The following is a 16,953-nucleotide window of genomic DNA, read 5'->3' as shown; positions in this document are numbered from 1 at the left end:
GACGCTGGTCAACAGGTGGGCAGCACGGCGATGTCGTCACCGCCGGCCAGGTTGAGCCAGGCCCAGGGGATGTAGTTGCGGCCCTGGTAGTCGACCCGGACCCACCAGGTGGACTGCTTCTGGTCGTTGTAGATCCAGGAGTCGACGTTCTCGCCCTGCCGCCGACAGTACGCCCGCAGCCGGGTGCCCGGCTTCGCCCAACCGACCTGTTCGTCGTTGTCCTGCCGGGGCACCGAGAAGACCTCGTTGCCGTTGCGACCGTCCACATCGCGGTCGCAGTAGGTGCGTTGGTCGCCGTCCGGCCCGTTGACGCAGGTCGCCACCCCGTAGAGCGGGTCGGTGCCCTGCGCCCGGGTAGCCGTGCCCCGGCCGGCGGCGTTGCTGGCCGTGACCGTCACCGTGTACGCCGTACCCGGGGTCAGGCCGGTCACCCGCAGGCTGGCGCAGCTGCCCGTGGCGCTCTTCCCCCCGGTGGCGGCGGTGCAGGTCGGCTCCCCACCACCGGCGTCCACGGTGAACGTCACCGTCACCGACGTCGCCTCCGCCGAGGACCCGGTCACCGTCACCCGGGGCACCGCCACCGTCCGCGCGGTCGCGGTGGCCTCCGGCCCCGGGCCGGCCTCGTTGACCGCCTTCACCCGGACCATCACGTTCTGCCCGTCGTCCAGCCCGCTGACCGTCGTGGCGGTGTCGGTCACCTCGCTGGTCCGCCCGCCCACGTCGACCTGGTAGCGGCTCACCGGCCGGCCGTTCGCCGCCGCCGGGGACCACCGCACCGCGATCGTGCCCGGCCGGTCGGCCACCGTGGCCGCCCGCAGGTCCACCGGCTGCCCCGGAGCGGCGAACGGCACCACAGTGGCACTGATCGGGGAGGCCGCCGAGGCGGCACCCCGGTCGTTGACCGAGGTCACCGTGAACGCGTACTGCGTGCCGTACGTCAACTCGCCGGCCGGCACCACCAGCTCCGTACGGCGCGACTCGCCGACCGGGGCGCTCGCGCCGGCCGAGGTCGCGGTGACCACGTACCGGGCGATGCGGTTGCCCTGCCCGTCGGCGGCCGGCCACCGCACCAGCACGGTCCCGTCGGCGCGGGCCTGCGCGGTGACCTCGGCCGGCGGGGCGGGCACCGCCGACGTCGGGGTCACCGGGTTGCTGCGCCGGGCGGGGCCGTCGCCCTTCGCGTTCACCGCGTGCACCGAGAACGTGTACGTCGCGCCGTTGGTCAGTTCGGTGATCTCCACGGCCCGCTGGTTCGCCCCCACCTCGTGACGTTGGCCGGCGCCCTCCACCACGTACCGCAGGACGGCCGCACCGTTCGCGGCGGCCGGTCGCCAGGCGACCCGGGCCCGCGCGTCACCGGCGGTGGCGGTGACCTGCCGGGGCGCACCGGGCTTGCCCACCCGGGGTTTCGGCGGCGGAGGCGGCGGGGGTGGGTCCGGCGGCGGGTCCCCGCCCAGCACGTCGTTGGCGTACTTGTCGACGGTGCGCACCCGGTGCGCGTCGTCGACCACCCGGGCGGTGGCCGCACCGGGGGCGTTGATGAACAGGTGGTTCTCCCGCACCTCCAGCTCCCACGGGCCGGCGGCCCGGCCGGGGCGGATGGTCTCCACCAGCCGCCCGTCGCCGTCGAAGGCGTAGACCGCGCCGGTGACCCCGTCGGCGCAGTAGAACCGGCCCGCCCAGGCGACGGCCGGCCCGACCCGGTCGCCGCTGCCCGGCACGACGAACCGGGTGACCACCCGGCCGTCACCGACCGCGAGCACCCGCCGGTCACCGCCGATCGTCACCGGCACCACCGGGCCGCTGGTCCGCGCCGGCACCGCGCCACCTGCGGCGTCCCCGAGCACGGTACGCCGGGTCTGCCCGGCCCGGACCGTCACCAACGTGCCGGTGGTCCGATCCAGCACCGCCACCCCGTCGTCCAGCGTGGACAGGGCCAACTCGTGGTGCGGTTCGGCCACCGGACGGGTCTCCACCCGCTGCGGACCCCGACCGTCGGCCGCCCCCGACACCGGGCCGGACGGCAGCGCGGCGGGGGTGACCGCCGAGACGGTGCCCTCCGTCGGCACCGCGATCCACAGCCGGCCCCGACCGTCGAACGCGCCGGCCGTGATGCCCGGCGGAAAGAGCACCGGCTCACCCACCGGCACCAGCGAACGGGGGTCGAGCTGGCGCACCACCCCCCGCACCGCGTCCACCACGAACGCGGCGTCGTCGTGCAGCACCACGTTGACCCCGAGACCCGGCGTGGTGGGGGTGGTCGCGGTGATCTGGAGGGTGGCCAGGTCGAGCGCGCTGACCTGACCGGTCTCCAGGTCCCGCAGGATCAGCAACCGGTCGGTCTGGGTGACCTGCACCTGATGCTGCCGGGCCCCGGGGACCTCCTTGCGGGTGTCCACCCGGGCGGTGATCCCGTTGACCCGGGCCAACTCGCCGCGGGTGCTGCTCCACAACCAACTGCTGGCGTCGAAGCTGGCCAACGCGTCCTCGGCGGCACCCCGGCCGAGCAGGGTGAGCCCCAACGCCGCCACCAACGCGGTCACCGTACCGACCGTGACCAGCCCGCCGCGTAACCGGGAACGTCGGCGGGACGTGCCGGCGTCGGCGCTCGGGGCGTCGTCGATGCTGGCCACAGCGGGCTGCCCTCCGTCCGGTGGCCCGGGGCGGCGTGCCGGGTGCCGGACGCCCGCGCCTGAACCGTGGGCCATCATAGGGGCCACTCCGGGACGACGAAACCCGTACCGTTCCGATTCGGACACCCAGCGTTCCGGGATGCCGGGGCGACGTGCCGTCGCGGTGCCGGTCGCCGTCGACCGGTCAGCCGCTCGGCGACGGTCGGACCCGGTCGGTGCAGACCTGACCGGAGGTGGCGAACGCGTCCGTCGAGTAGACCGCCAGCACCGTGAAGCAGTAGTTCACCTCGGCGTTCAGCCCGTTGACCGTGAAGCTGGTCTGTCCGGGGTCGACGGTGGCCATCACCCCGAGCGCCCGACCGGTGCGTCCACCCGCGACCATGAACGGCACCGACCCGTTGCTCGGATCGGACCAGGTGACCGTGATGGTGGCGGCGTCGTCGCGCAACTTCAGGTCGGCCGGGGGCGGCCCCGCCGTCTCCCGGGGCGCGGTGCCGGTCGACCGCTGCGGCCCGTCCGCGTCCCGGCTCAGGGTCACCGCCCCGATCGTGCCTCCGACGGCGAGCACCACCACCCCGACCACCACGGCCACCGTCCGGCCCCGCCGGCGCGGGCGTCCGTCCCGTGTCGGGTACGACGGCGTCAGCTCCGGATAACCCGTCTCCTCCACCTCCGGCGGTACGCCCCGGCCGGTGCCACGTCCACCGTCGTACCCGGCTGACGAACCGGAGCCGGTCGGTGAACCCGGCTGTGCCGGTGCCTGCGGCCCGGACTGCGGGACCACCTGCCGCGTCGGCTCGGGGGCGGCCGGTGGCCTGAGTTCCTGCGCACTGTCCGCTGCCGGTGGGGATGCCGGTGCCGGTGGTGGCGCTGGCGGTGATGGCGGTGCCGCTGGTGGCGGTGGCGGTGATGCCGGTGGCGGTGGCGGTTCGAAGCCCCGCCCGGTTGCCGGTGCCGACGGTGCGCCGGGGGTTGGTCCCGTGTCCGGTGGCTGTACGGCGGTCCGTGCCGTCGTCGGTGGCGGCTGGGGAGCCTGCTCGGTCATCGGAGCCAGCGGTAGGATGATCGACCGCCCCGATGCCACGTCGCCCCACGTCGGGCCGTCGGCGGGGGCATCGTCGTCCTCGTCTGGTCCGCCGAGACCTGCGGGGTGCCCGGCGGTCGAGGCCGGGACGGGTGTGCCCCCGGCGGAGCCCCGCGAATCGGGGGCATCGGCCGGGACGGCATCCCGCCCGGCCCGCGGTGGCGGCGGTACCACTGCCGGCGGGGTGACCATGGCCGGCGGCGGTGCGGCTGCGGGTGGGGGCGACGCGGGACCTGGTGCCGTCCGTGGTGGTACCGGTGGTGAGGAGTGCGCCGACGACGGTGGGGACGCCGGTGGGAAATCCGCAGGAGAGGGCACGGTCGCTGTCGGCGGTGGCTGGGCTGCGAAGCCGGACCCTGCCGTGGACGCCGGACCTGTGGTGTGGTCGACGGCTGGGGCGGGTGCCGGGTCGGGTGGGGTGGCGGCGGCAGGCCCGCGTGCCGTGTCGTCGGCTGCGGTTGCCGCCGGGGCCTGGCCGGGGCCGCTGTGCGGTTCCGCCAGCAGAGGCCCGATCTGCTGGACCCGTACCGTCGGCCGGTCCCAACCCGGCGCGGGCGGGGTCGCGGCGGCGCCCGGTGCGGGTGGAGCTGCCGGAGTCGCCACCGAGTCGGCTGCCGCGGCGGAGTCGGCTGCCGCCACCGGGTCGGCTGCCGCGGCGGAGCCGGGTGCCGCGGCCGGGTTCGCCACCGGTGCGTGGGCGGGTGCAGAGCCCGACGTGGTGCGGTCCCCGGTCGGGGCTGGCCCGGGCCGCTGCTCCGTGGGGCGACGGGACATGGAGACGTCGACGGGCCCGGTCGGCTGTTCCGGTGTGCCGGCCGATGGCCCGCTGGGCGGCTCGGCCCGGGTGGGCGGCTCGGCGACGGGGAGGGGGCGTACCGACCCGGCGATGGTGGGCACGGGTGCAAGCGCGGTCGGCTGGCCGTGCCGGATGGGTGCCCCGGCCGGTGCCCCGGTCGGCTGGCCGGGGTCGGTGGGCGGCCCGGCGGGGATGGGGACCGGCTGCCCGTGGTGGGCCGGTGGACCGGGTGGCACCGTGGCCGGCGGCCCGGGGTGCGGTACGGACAGGGGAGCAGCCGGCTGGGTGGGCTCTCCCGGCGGGACCGGTGACGACGGGTGGGGCGGCTGCTGGAGGCGCGGGGGTGCCCAGGGCGACGTCGGCGGCGCACCACCGGAGACCGGATCGGGGGACGACGCATGCCGTCGCGGTGGTGCCGCCTCCGCGATGGCGTCCGGCCCCGGGTGGGCGGCGGGTGGCGGGCCCGGCGGTGCCGCCGGTGGCCCCGACTGCGGTGCGGGGGAGGCCGGGTGCAGCCGGGGGGCGGGGGAGGCCGGGTGGGGCCGGGGGGCGGGGGAGGCCGGGTGGGGCCGGGGTGCGCCGGGCCGGTGGGTGGGCTGGACCCCGTACATCTGCCGGGGCAGTGGCACCCGGGGCTCGGTGTCCGGGGCGGGTCCCGGCCGTGGTGCCGTCGGGCGTACCGGCTGGCCGGCAGGGGCGGGCTGGCCCGAGGAGGGTGCTGGTCCAGCCGGGGCCGGTGGGCCCGGGGCGGCGGGGGTGGGGGGCGCGGAGACAGGATGGGGCGACGGTGGCGCAGACTCGGGCCGGGGCGTCGGGGTGGGCCGGTATCCCTGGTGGGGGGCCGCCGCCGGGGCGTACCCGGGAGGTGCCGATGGCGGAGCCGCCGGGGGGACGGCCGGTGGCGCGGGGGAGGGCGGCTGCGGTTGACCCCCGGGGATGCCGAGATACTGACGGGCGGTGCGTACGGCGGGATGCTGCTCGCCGAGCGCGGCGGGCCCGGCGGTGGCGACGCGGGTGTAGTTGCGGCGGGCCTCGTGCCGGTTGCCCAACTCCTCGGCGACCCCGGCCAGATCGAAGGCCAGGGCGAGCATCAACGGGTCGGCTGGACTCCACCGCCGCTCGCCGGCCGCGTAGGCCTCCTCCAACACCCGCCGGGCGGCGGCCGGTTCGTCGGCCTCCCGGTGCAACCTCGCGAGCAGGTGCGCGGTGCCCATGATCTCCGGGTGGTCCTCACCGTACGCGGGACGGGCCGAGGCGATCGCGTCGGTGAGTAGCCGGCGGGCCTCCGACAGGTCACCGGCGGAACGCAGGGCGAGGGCCCGGTGCTGGACTGCGGCGAGGGGTGAGGGTGCGGACACGCCAGCAATGCTGCCGTCTGAGCGGGCCCGGACGCTACCCACCCGCCACAGCCGCGTTCTGAGCTGCGATGATCCGGCTCCCGCCGGCGGGTCGGGCGGTGATGTGCATGATCCATACGGGCCGTGTACAGTAATGCCCCGTGCGGCCCGCCAGGGCGGCTGACCGGGGTGAAAGCCGCCGGGGCCGACGCGGTAGGCTGAACGAGCAGGTCCGGGTGGCGGAATGGCAGACGCGCTAGCTTGAGGTGCTAGTGCCCGTATAGGGCGTGGGGGTTCAAGTCCCCCCTCGGACACGTTAACCCCCACGGGTGGTCTTCGCGGGTAGTCGATGCGTTGTGGCCGCCTCGGAGATCTTTGTGATGGTCAGTGTCCCGCCGATCGCGCAGGTGATGTGGAGCTCGTGTTCGAGTAGCGCGTCGGTGACCGTGTGGGAGTCGGCGGCCGGGATGCCGATCCATTCGGCGAGTTGTGTGATCGCTTTGGCTTCGTGGATGTAGACGTTGCGCGGCCGGGGCGCGTCATCTGTTGAGGCGGTGCGGTGGCCGTGGCGGCAGCGGTAGGCGGCGTGCTTGTTGACCCAATGGGCGTCGAGGATCCGGCCGCATTCCTGGCAGCGGATCAGTCCGGTGAGCAGGTAGCGCCCGTTCGAGCCGTCGGCAGGTGCGGGCAGGGCGTTGGCCTGTTGGGCGGCGACGAAGTCGTGCTCGCTGACCAGCGGCGGATGCGCGAGGTCCCGGGAGATGACCCACTGCTGCATCAGGTTCCAGCGGCGTGCCTCTGACTGGCCGAGGAGATCATCGGCGGCGTCGAGCGGGCCGCGGTCGGTGTGCTGCCGGTTCCAGACCTGCCGTCCGGTGTAGCGAGGGTTAGCGAGGATCGCCGCCACCGTGCGTAGTGTCCATCCCGTGCCGCTGCGGTGCGGGTTGCGGCCGGGATCGACGCGGGAGGGGCAGTGCACGTGCCGATCGTTGAGGTCGCGGGTGATCCCGGCGACGCTGCGGCCGGCGAGGCGCTGGGCGAACATCCACTGCGCATGCGGTGCCGTGGACGGGTCAGGTTCCAGCCGGTGGACCACGCGTCCCCATTTGGCGTGTGCCCGGTTCGGGTGCGGGCCCGCGTCGGCCAGCCGGTAGCCGTAGGGCGGTCGGCCACCGAGATGACGGCCCTGCTCGACCACCTGGGCGCGCATCGCCGCCTTGGCCCGAAACCGGGAGCGTTGGACCTCTCGTTTCGAGTGCACGCCGAGCAGGGCCAGCAGCGACAGGTGGAACTCGTTGCTGGCGTCGACCGGTCCGTTGAGCTCGGGCAGCCACAGCTGCACGCCGTACAGGTTGAACATCGGCGCGAGGTCGCGGAACTGGCTGCCGTAGAACGCTTGCTCGAACTCGCCCATGACCACCGCATCGAACCCCCGGCCAGGGTCCGCGAGAGCTGCCAGCAATCGCGCGGCTTGCGGGCGACGCGGCCAGGGCACCTGACGGGACTCGCCGACATCGAAGAACTCGGCCACGATCACGCCCCGGCCGTCGATCACCTCTTCGGCGAAGTCGCGTTGCCACCGCGCCGACGACAACCGGTCCTGGAACTCCCGCGTCGACATCCGGCCGTAGAACGCGAACCGGATACCCATCGGCTTTGGTGTTGCCTGGCGCCGCGTCCGAGGGCGGCTTCGCCGGGTCGGCTGCCGCATCCACCAGCCGAGCAGGTCAGGGCCGTCGAGTTCCGGCGTGTACTGCATCAGGACCTCCCACACCGAGGCCTACGGGCATCCCTCGACATGGAGGGACAACGATGCAGTGGTTTGTTGGACTCGGCCACTCACCACACCCGTTGGCGCGGAGGAGGGGTCGAGGCTATTACTCGCCTGGCGCGGTGCCAGTGTCGGCCGTGTATCGGTAGTCCTGCCTGAACTTGGTGGAGTCCTCTCTCCACCGAAGTGGGGGTAGCTCACCGCATGGTCTACACCGGACGCCCCTTCACCCGAGGTGTCCCCGCCGAAGTGTGAGACAGCGCGACCGGTCGGCTGTGGCGGTATGGCACGGGGCCCTCCAAGGCCAGTGGCGCCGATGGTGCCAAGAGGACCGCCCGCCGGTCCTTCGGCCATTCCATAGCAAAGGTTTCCCCTATGGACTGCCGGGACACACCCGATCTTCGTCCGGAAGTGTGGTCGGCTGGGGTGATGTGCTGCGGTCAATGGATGTTCTAGCGTCTCGGCTCGTGCGTTTTCTTCACACCTCGGACTGGCATCTGGGCCGTCATCTGCACGGCCTCAGCCTGCACGACGCGCATCAGGCGTTCATCGACCATCTCGTCGAGGTCGCTCGGAGCGAGCGGGTCTATGCGGTGCTCATCGCGGGTGATCTCTACGACCGGGCGGTGCCGCCGCCGGACGCGGTCGGTCTGTGGGATCAGGCGCAGACCCGGCTCGTGCTGGAGGCGGGGACCAAGGTGGTCGTCATCGCCGGGAACCATGATTCGCCGGCGCGGTTGGGTGTCAGTTCCCGGTTGCTGGAGCGGGCCGGTGTGCACGTGCGGGTGGGCACGGGTGCGGTGGGTACGCCGGTGCTGCTGGAAGACGAGGACGCGAGGGTCGCTTGCTACCCGGTGCCGTTCCTCGAACCGGCGTCGGTGGTTGCCTCCTGGGGGGTCGAGGATCGGAGTCACGCGGCGGCGCTGCGTGCCGCGATGGGTAGGGTTCGGTCGGATTTGGCCCTTCGTCCCGGCTATCGGTCCGTCGTCATGGCGCACGCCTTCGTGTCCGGCGGTCAGGGTTGTGACACTGAGCGGGACATCAGCGTGGGTGGAGTGCAGCATGTGCCCGGTGCGGTGTTCGAGGGCGTCGACTATGTGGCGTTGGGTCACTTGCACGGGCGTCAGCGTCTGGCCGACGGGTTGCGGTACAGCGGTTCACCGCTTGCCTTTAGCTTTTCCGAGGCCGCGCACGTCAAGTCGTCCTATCTGGTGGATTTTGGTGTCGATGGGCTGCGTGGTGTGGAGGAGGTTCCTGCTCCGGTGCCGAGGCGGATGGCCCGGCTCACCGGCACCGTGGAGGAATTGTTGAACAGCCCTGCCTACAGCGCGTATGAGCAGTGTTGGGTCGAGGCGACGTTGACCGATGCGGTGCGTCCGTTGTCGCCGCACGAGCGGCTCAAGCGTCGGTTCCCACATCTGCTGAAGCTCGTGGTGCCGAGCCTGGCCGTCGAGGTGGGCGGCCGGGATCTCGCCGATCTGGATCGGCTGTCACCGGTGGAGGTGGCGCTGGACTTCGTGACCGAGGTGCGTGGTCGGCCGGCGGACAACGACGAGGTCGCGCTGCTGCAGCGGACCTTCGACGAGCTGCGCCGGGTGGAGGTGACCCGCTGATGCGACTGCACCGGCTGACCATGACCGCCTTCGGGCCGTTTCCTCACACGGTGAGCGTGGACTTCGAGGCGCTCACGGCCGACGGCCTGTTCCTGATCCACGGGGACACCGGTGCGGGGAAGACGACGATCCTGGACGGGATCTGCTTCGCCCTGTACGGGTCCGTGCCCGGTTTCCGGGACGATGCCAAGTCGCTGCACTCGCAGCATGCCGCCGTTGGTGTCGGCCCCCGGGTCGAACTGGACGTCACCCTGACCAACCGACGGCTGTTGATCAGCCGCAGCCCGGAGTGGATGCGTCCCCGTAGGCGCGGCAGCGGGACCACCCGGCAACAGGCTCTTGTCGAGATCGTCGAACAGCTCCCGGACCGGATCGAGTTCGTCACCAGGGAGCACCGGGAAGCCGCCGACCTGATCAGGGCGGAGACCGGCCTTGACGTCCAGCAGTTCTGCCAGGTGGTCCTGCTGCCCCAGGGCGGGTTCGCCAGGTTCCTGCAGGCGTCTGCCGACGACCGGCAGGGGCTCCTGCGGCGCCTCTTCGACATCGAGATCTTCACTCGCGCCGAGGGATGGCTGGCGGAGCACCGGACGCAACTCGGCCAGCAGGAACGCGCGGCCCTCGGCACGATCCGCGACCTGACGCAGCGCTTCGCCGAGGTGGTCAAGGTCGAGGTGCCCGCCGATCTCGACAAGCCTGACACCTTGAGTGAGCTGGACGCCTGGGCCGCCGTGCACCGAAACCGGGCCGCTGACCTGGTGGAGGCCCTGGCCCAGAACATGGCCGTGGGTACGGCGGAGGAGCAGCGCCTCGACCAGGTTCGGCAGGCCGCCGCGACCCTCGCCAGGCAGCAACGGGAGTACCAGGCGGCGGTGCAGCAGCGCGATGAGCTGACGACACGCAAGCCGGAGCGTGACCGCTGGAAGCGCCAGCTCGACTCCGCCCGCGCGGCGGCGACGCTGAAGCCGTACCTCGACCAGGTCGACCGGCGGCACACCGACCTCGACCTGCTCCGCCGCACGACGATCGAACACCTCGCCTCGCTGCCCGCTGACGTGGCGGTGCTGCCGGACCGTATCGCGCTGACTGTCCCGGACGGCGGGGAGGCCGTCGACGTGGCCGGCCTCGACGTCAACGCGCTGACCCGGGCGGAACAGACCCGCACCACGCAGCTGCGTGCCGCCGAGGCCGCGATCGACAGCGAGGCGCGACGGACCACGCTGCGAGGGCAGCGGACGGCGGTCGGCAAGAAGCTCGAAGATCTGGCCGGCCGAAGCGAGAAGGTCAACGCCCGCCTGGTCGAGCTGCCGGTCGAGCATGCCGAGATCACTGGCCGGCGCGAGCAGGCCCTGGCGGTGGCCGCCGACCGGGAGGCCGCCGAGCTGCGGCTGGACGAGGCGCAGAAGCAAGCCAAGGCGTGCAAGCGCCGCGACGACCTCACCGCGCGGCTTGCGACCGCCGAGGAGGAACGGCGTACTGCCGTCGACCGCCACCAAGCCGCCGAGGCCCGGCACCTCGACGTACGGCAGCGTCGGCTGGCCGGCATGGCCGCGGAGCTCGCTGGTGAACTACGGCCCGGTCAGCCCTGCGGGGTCTGTGGCTCCCCGGAACACCCCGAACCCGCGCAGGCCGCCGCCGACGCCGTCTCCGCCGCCGACGAGGACCACGCCAAGACGGAGGCGGGCGAACTGCTCGACGAACGTCGCAGCGCCGAGGTCACCGTCGAGCGCATCAACGCCCAGCTCAACGAAGTCACCGAGACGGTCGGTGACCTGACCGCAGCCCATGCGAGGTCGACGGTCACCGAGGCACGCAAGGCGGTGCGGGCGGCGACCGAGGCGACGAAACTGGCCGACGAACTCGGCGCCCACCTGGAAACCCTCGACGTGATGCTGGCCGATCAGCACCGCGAGGCCGCCGACATCGGCCGCGACGAAGCGGTGGCGAACGCCCAGCAGGCCGCCCTGACCGCGCAGATCACCGAACTCGACGAGAGCATCGACGCCGTCCGCGGCCAGGACAAGACCCTGCGGGCGCGGGTGACCCGCCTGACCGGGGAACTCGCCGAGGTCAGGACCGCAGCGACCAACCTGGGGCAGTGGCTACAGGCAGGAAGGGAACTCGCCGACGCCCACCGGGAGGCGCAGCACCACCTGCACCTGTCGGAGTTCGCCGACACCGTGGCAGCGCGGGCCGCAGCCCTGACCGACCCCGAGATCGTCGACCTGCAGGAGCGTATCGACGCTTTCGACGGCGAGTACCACCAGGCCGCAGGACGAGCACAGGACCCCACCCTGCTCGCCGCCGCACACCAACCATCACCGGACGTTGAGGGCAGCGAACAGACCTACCAAGCCGCCCGACTGCGGGCCACCGAGCTGCACGCCCAGCATGGCCTCGCCGTCGAGCAACACGACCGGCTGAAGCAGCTGGGCCCGGATCTGGTCAACGCCCTCGCTCAGTGGAGACCCATCCGCGCCGAGTACGAGATCGCCAACCGCCTCGCCCAACTCGTCGAGGGCAATAGCAGCGACAGCGGTACCCGGATGACCCTCTCCACCTATGTGCTGACCCACCGGTTCCGGCACGTCGTCACGGCGGCGAACACCCGACTCGGGCAGGTCACCCACAACCGCTACCTGCTGCGCCATGTCACCGAGTCGGACACCGGCCGCCGCGCCGGCCGCAATGGGCTCGGCTTGTCCGTCGTCGACGCCTGGACCGGCCAGGAACGCCGCCCGGCCACCCTCTCCGGCGGGGAAACCTTTCTGGTCTCGCTGTGCCTGGCGCTCGGCCTCAGCGACGTCGTCCTGGCTGAGGCTGGCGGCACCCAACTCGGCAGCCTCTTCGTCGACGAAGGCTTCGGGACTCTCGACCAAGAAGCACTCGACCAGGTACTCGACGCCCTCGACGGCCTGCGCTCAGGTGGCCGTACCGTCGGACTGGTCAGCCACGTCGCGGAACTACGTCGGCGGATTCCATCCCGCCTCTACGTCCGTAAGACAGCCACCGGCTCCACCGTGGCCGTCGAAACCCAAGCAATCGACTGAGGACACTTTGTCTACGCCTATTCCTCTCGGTCAAGCCCAGCTACCAGGGCTTTAACGACTCCGGTTGGTCAAGCCACTGCCACCAAACAACGATTGACCTGTAGGGGCCGGCAGTAGCCCCGCCGCCGGTGCTTGCCGGCGGCGTTGTCCTGTCCTGCGGCGGGCGGCACAAGCATCACACGGCGTTACCTCCGCGCGCGATGATCAGCAACCGGCCGTACCAGCCATTCCTACGGCGTGCTCAGCGAGGAGATCGGCGTAGATGTCGACGTCCACGGTGTCGTAGTGGCAGCGTTCGAGGAGCCGGTTGAGTCGCTGGGCGATCTCGTCCGAGGCGAGGTCGAGGCGTTCACACAGGTAACGGTGCGCGCCTACGAGCGGCTCGGCGATCTCCTGCGGTTCGGTGCGGGTGATGTGGTAGGCGTCGCGGAGATGCCCGGACAGGTCGTCCCAGACGAGGATGGCTTCCTCGACGAGGTCGAGCGCGGCGGGGGTTGCGGGGTGGGCGCAGAGGATCTCGACTTCGGCGGCCAGGCGCTCCCCCGTGGTTTCCACGTCGGAGATCTGCCACCTGCTGCCGGCGGTCACGGTCGACGCGTCCTCGACTGCGGTGCGGAAGTCGGCGAGGCCGGACGTGTCGGCGGCGTCGAGCATGCCGGCCCCGCCCAGCAGCAGGGTGGCGAAGAGGCGGTCCCGGGCCGCGTGCCCCGCCACCAGTTCGGCGAGTTGGTGGGGCGACAGCCGCTGCACGGCTCGAAGGTAGCGGGCGTGTTCGGGCACACCGGGAGCGGCGCCGGGCGGGGTGGCGGCGCCGGAGAAGGTGGCGCCTGCGTGGAACGCGGTCAACGCGGCCGCGACCGAGTGTGCGCACAGGTCGTCTCCGCTGATCCCGCAATCGCAGTCCCCGGTGAAGATCCCGTCGACGATGCCCACCCAGGGCTGGAAAGTGGCGTCGTGGTCGCGCACCAAGGCCTGGACACCGCCCCCGGCGGATCCCAACTCACCGACGTTGCCGTCGGCCAGCAGTCGCGCCGCAATCTCATCCACCACGGTGGGGATCGAATCACGAAAGGCCTCTACGTCGATGCGGACCGCCACAGGCACATCCTATCGGCTGGGCTGGAAGCGGGCGTCGTCGAGCTTGGCCAGGAACGTCGGCCGGCGGCGGTGTTCTGCGCGCAACGTCTCCAGGTACGCCTCGAAACAGGTGACCTCACCGGTGTCCACGTACGCCTCGCGCAGGTTGCGCAGCAGCGTGATCGCCCTGTCGTAGCGGCGTTTGTCGTAGGGGTCCAGCAGTTGGGCGTCGATGAGCGCCTGGTAGGGCTCGCACACCTCGGCCGGGTGGGTGCGCCGCCGCAACTCCACCAGTTCGACGCGCTGCTGGGTGGGAATCTCGTTCCAGCGCGTGAGCCCGGTGTGCCAGGCCTCATCGTCACGACCGGCGAGGATCAGCACGTCGATCAGGTGGGGCAGATATCCCGCCTGCTCTGCGGCGCGTTCGCGTACCACCGTCAATGCCGCCTCGGTGTGCGCGGCGTCCCGGTCGGTGTCGGCCACCGTGGCCGGCAGTGACCGGAAGTTGTCGATCGTCGGTTGGACGTCGAACGCCGTCCGGCGCTCGGCCACCGCCGCCTCCGGTTCACCGGTCTCGATCAACAGCCAGACGAGCAGGTCCGTAGCGCCACAGCCTGATGCCCCGACGGGTGAGCGGCGAGTCCGCGTCGGGCCCAGCCGATCGCCTCGGCGGGGCGCTGCGCCTGCGCCAACACCGTGACGATCCGCCCGTACTGGTCGGCGCTGACCAGATGCTCCGCCAGGACCTGTACGTGGCGGTCGGTGTCGCCGGAGACCTCAGCGATCTGCTCCCGCAGGTACCGCACCGCCCACTGCCGATGCCAGCCATCGGGCTCGTTCCCGGCGGCGGCACGCTCGTCGACCAACCGGGCGACCTCAGCGAGGCCCTTCGGCCCCAGCGCCGGCGCCCACTCGCGCAGCACCACGTCCGGCCAGCCCGGGCCGTCACACACCAGCTTCACCAGCCACGCCGCCAACCCTGCCGGCCGCGGCAGCGCGGCCCGACACGCCCGGGCGTAGACCTCCATCAGGTACGCGAGGTCGTTGCCGAGCACGCCCGAGGAGCTGTCCATGTACATCAGGGCGCTCGTCATCCGATCGACCGCCTTGCGCAGCACCGGCACCGCGACCAACGCCTCACCCACGTCGATCAACTCCTCGCAGCGGTCGGCGACCTCCCGCACCGTACGCGAGTAGGCGTCCCGGCCCGAGTACGGATCACGGCGACGATCCCGCCGCAACCGATCCACCAGCACCGTCAACTCGCTGTCGCCCTGCACCCCCACCGGTACATCACACCAGACACGCAGGCCACCCGGTGGGCCAAGCGACCCGACACGTCCGCGAGGCCAACCGACCTGCCACCGATCACCGTCGAGAAGACCTTCCTGGTTTCAGAGCGGGCTCGGGCCGAGGAACTCGCCCTGTCGTCCGAGGGCCGAGGTGGGGGATGAGGACGGTATCGACGTCGCGGGTGTAGTGGAAGCGAGTGGTGGGGCGGATCTTGGTGCGGTTGTCGAGCCAGTACCGCAGCCACCGCTCGACCGTCCAGCCCTGTGCCGTCCGGTCCGCCTTCGTGGCGGTCAACCATTCGTCGCGGGCGTGGCGGGTTCCTCGCCGAGCAGTGGAAGTACCAGGTGCCGTGGCCACGATCGCCCAGTCGGGGGCAGACTGCTCCCATCTCCGCCGCTGGTCGTCTCGGCACCCACACCGTTTGAAGATCACACCTGACCTCGCCATGACCGGGCCCTTTCGATGGAGTCACCTCTCCACCGACGCCGACCCACCTGCCGGTACGGGCCCGTCGACCGGCGCGCGCCACCTGTGACTTCCGACGGTCCACCCACCGGCGGGGCGGCGGCCAACACGGGAGCTGGTGGTGACTCTCGTCGAAGGCCGGAGGCAAGGCGTGCCGTGGGGCAGCGGTACCGCCAGAGACAGGATCCGGCGATCTTGAGTCCAGCAGACTGCACGACGCCCTCGAAGTTGGTGTACCGGGTCGTGTTGGTGCTGGGCGCTGCCCGCTTCGGTCTACTCGGGCCGCCGAGGGCGGTTCAGGCCGGCTGTATCGCCCACGCTTCGCTCGGGCCACAGGATCATCGGGTGACGTCGGTATGGAAGCGGCCGCGGTAGTAGACCAGCGGGTCGTCGCTGCCGGTGTAGTCCAGGGCGACCACCCGGCCGATGACGATGGTGTGGTCGCCGCCGGGCAGGACGTTGGTCACCTCGCAGTCGATCCAGGCTATGGCGTCGGTGAGCCGGGGCGAGCCTGTGATGGTGGCCAGGGCCCAGTCGGTGGTGCCGAACTTGTCGGCCTCGGGGGTGCCGAAGGTGCGGCACGTGTCGATCTGGTGCCCGCCGAGGATGCTGGCGCAGAACGCGCCCGAGCGGGCGATTCGCGGCCAGCTGCGCGAGGTGTTGGCCACCGAGAATGTCACCAGCGGCGGGTCCAGGGAGAGCGCGGCGAAGGACTGGCAGGCGAAACCGGCCGGGCCCTGGTGGTAGCCGGCGATCACCGCGACGCCGGTGCAGTAGTGACCGAGGGTGGCGCGGAAGTCGGACGAGGCGACGGCGGGCGCGATCGGGCTGCGCAGCGGACTGGTGCCGGTCATCGGTTGCCTCCGTCGATCAGGCGGCGCACGATGCGGTGCCGGCCGCTGTCGTGGACCCGCAGGAAGGTTTGCAGTCGTGCGGCGTGGCTGGCGCTGCTGACCTGGAGCGGCAGGTAAACGGTGCCATCCGGGTCGATGCTGAGCTCGCGGTACATCGGTGTCGCCGGTTCGCGGACGAACTCGGTCACCCGGGCCAGCACCGCACCGGCCGAGACCTCGGCGGGGAAGACCAACTCGCCGGCCTGCGCCTTGGACTCGTAGAAGCGCAGCATCTGCTTCGCGAACGCGGCCCGCAGCTCGTGCTGGATCTCCGGGGTGCGGACCCGGGCCAGCAGCGCCTCCGGTTTGGTGGTGCGGCCCAGCTTGATGCGGTGCCGGACGTCCATGGTCTTGCGTCGGGACGAGTCGGACAGGTACATCAGTACCGTCCGGTCGGACACCGTGGTAAAGCGTTCGCCCTGGTCGGCCATCCGCAGCCAGAGATCCCAGTCCTCCATGCCGGTGTGCTCGGTGGTCCAGCCGCCGGCCGCCTCGGCCAGCCCGCGTACGTGCCCGACGCGGGACGGCTCGTACAGCGCCCAGAGCAGCTGCAGATCCGGGTGCCACACGTGGTTCAGCAGGTCGGAGCGGTACTGCTCCTCGTCCTGGCCGTTCATCCCGATGCTGGCGGTGACCACCAGCCGCGCGCCACGGTGGAACTCCCGGCGCAGCACCGCCAGATGGTCCGGCAGCCAGCGGTCGTCACTGTCCAGATAGGCGATGTACGGGGCGGCCGCCGCGGCCAGGCCGATGTTGCGGGGCCCGCCGGGGTGGCCATGCCGCTCGGTGCGGATCAACCGCACGCGGGAGTCGGCGTAGGAGAGGACCACCTCGTCGGTGTCGTCGGTGCTGCCGTCCGAAACGACAAGCAGCCGCCAATCCGTCATGTTCTGCGCCACGACGCTATCGATGGTGTTCTTGATGGCCACGGATCGGTTGAAGGC

Annotated in this window: 10 protein-coding genes, 1 tRNA gene and 1 pseudogene; 3 read left to right on the top strand and 9 right to left on the bottom strand. The window is 71.9% G+C overall.

Going from position 1 to position 16,953, the window contains the following annotated elements; genetic code table 11:
- Positions 1-8: 8 nt before the first annotated feature.
- From ACQP2H_RS20480 to ACQP2H_RS20470, 3 genes and pseudogenes are all read right to left on the bottom strand, one after another.
- Positions 9-2,633, bottom strand: a complete 2,625-nt coding sequence (locus ACQP2H_RS20480; RefSeq protein WP_219463581.1) for a fibronectin type III domain-containing protein — start codon at positions 2,631-2,633, stop codon at positions 9-11.
- A 184-nt stretch (positions 2,634-2,817) separates the two neighbouring features.
- Positions 2,818-3,417: a fibronectin type III domain-containing protein gene (locus ACQP2H_RS20475; protein ID WP_433233605.1), complete on the bottom strand. Its 600-nt coding sequence runs from the start codon at positions 3,415-3,417 to the stop codon at positions 2,818-2,820.
- Between the two features lie 2,280 nt (positions 3,418-5,697).
- Positions 5,698-5,871: pseudogene (locus ACQP2H_RS20470) on the bottom strand (tetratricopeptide repeat protein); the annotation flags it as partial.
- 209 nt (positions 5,872-6,080) lie between these two features.
- Between ACQP2H_RS20470 and ACQP2H_RS20465 the strand changes: the two are divergent.
- Positions 6,081-6,164: transfer RNA gene (locus tag ACQP2H_RS20465), tRNA-Leu, on the top strand.
- 2 nt (positions 6,165-6,166) lie between these two features.
- Here the strand turns inward: ACQP2H_RS20465 and ACQP2H_RS20460 are convergent.
- Positions 6,167-7,609: a recombinase family protein gene (locus ACQP2H_RS20460; RefSeq protein ID WP_433228510.1), complete on the bottom strand. Its 1,443-nt coding sequence runs from the start codon at positions 7,607-7,609 to the stop codon at positions 6,167-6,169.
- Between the two features lie 479 nt (positions 7,610-8,088).
- Here ACQP2H_RS20460 and ACQP2H_RS20455 point away from each other — a divergent pair, with 479 nt between their 5' ends.
- Together ACQP2H_RS20455 and ACQP2H_RS20450 are read left to right on the top strand one after the other, a co-directional pair.
- Positions 8,089-9,234: an exonuclease SbcCD subunit D gene (locus ACQP2H_RS20455; RefSeq protein ID WP_219463576.1), complete on the top strand. Its 1,146-nt coding sequence runs from the start codon at positions 8,089-8,091 to the stop codon at positions 9,232-9,234.
- Positions 9,234-12,281 carry an SMC family ATPase gene (locus ACQP2H_RS20450; protein WP_357537655.1) on the top strand — a complete coding sequence of 1,016 codons (3,048 nt, stop codon included), beginning with the start codon at positions 9,234-9,236 and terminating at the stop codon, positions 12,279-12,281. The genes ACQP2H_RS20455 and ACQP2H_RS20450 overlap by 1 nt, the downstream gene beginning before the upstream one ends.
- Positions 12,282-12,485: 204 nt before the next feature.
- On the opposite strand, the gene ACQP2H_RS20445 is transcribed toward ACQP2H_RS20450, so the two are convergent.
- From ACQP2H_RS20445 to ACQP2H_RS20425, 5 genes are all read right to left on the bottom strand, one after another.
- Positions 12,486-13,331 (bottom strand): hypothetical protein, encoded by an 846-nt coding sequence (locus tag ACQP2H_RS20445; protein WP_357537653.1) that lies wholly within the window; start codon positions 13,329-13,331, stop codon positions 12,486-12,488.
- A gap of 57 nt (positions 13,332-13,388) precedes the next feature.
- On the bottom strand, positions 13,389-13,940 hold the full coding sequence (locus ACQP2H_RS20440) for a hypothetical protein (protein ID WP_357537651.1): 552 nt from the start codon (positions 13,938-13,940) through the stop codon (positions 13,389-13,391).
- Positions 13,937-14,644, bottom strand: coding sequence for a hypothetical protein (locus ACQP2H_RS20435; RefSeq protein ID WP_357537649.1), 708 nt, complete (start codon positions 14,642-14,644; stop codon positions 13,937-13,939). Before ACQP2H_RS20435 ends, ACQP2H_RS20440 begins: the two co-directional genes overlap by 4 nt.
- 810 nt (positions 14,645-15,454) lie before the next feature.
- The gene (locus tag ACQP2H_RS20430) at positions 15,455-15,970 is read right to left on the bottom strand and encodes a flavin reductase family protein (RefSeq protein WP_219463566.1); all 516 of its coding nucleotides are present in this window, start codon (positions 15,968-15,970) and stop codon (positions 15,455-15,457) included.
- A complete protein-coding gene (locus ACQP2H_RS20425) occupies positions 15,967-16,938 on the bottom strand; it encodes a glycosyltransferase family 2 protein (RefSeq protein WP_433228507.1) in 972 nt (323 codons plus the stop codon). The genes ACQP2H_RS20430 and ACQP2H_RS20425 overlap by 4 nt, the downstream gene beginning before the upstream one ends.
- Between the last annotated feature and the right edge of the window lie 15 nt (positions 16,939-16,953).

It is taken from the genome of Micromonospora sp. CA-248260, from assembly GCF_050942205.1.
GTDB lineage: Bacteria > Actinomycetota > Actinomycetes > Mycobacteriales > Micromonosporaceae > Micromonospora > Micromonospora antibiotica.
The sequence above is the reverse complement of the archived record's forward strand: the minus strand, read 5'-3'. Positions and strand labels throughout refer to the sequence as shown.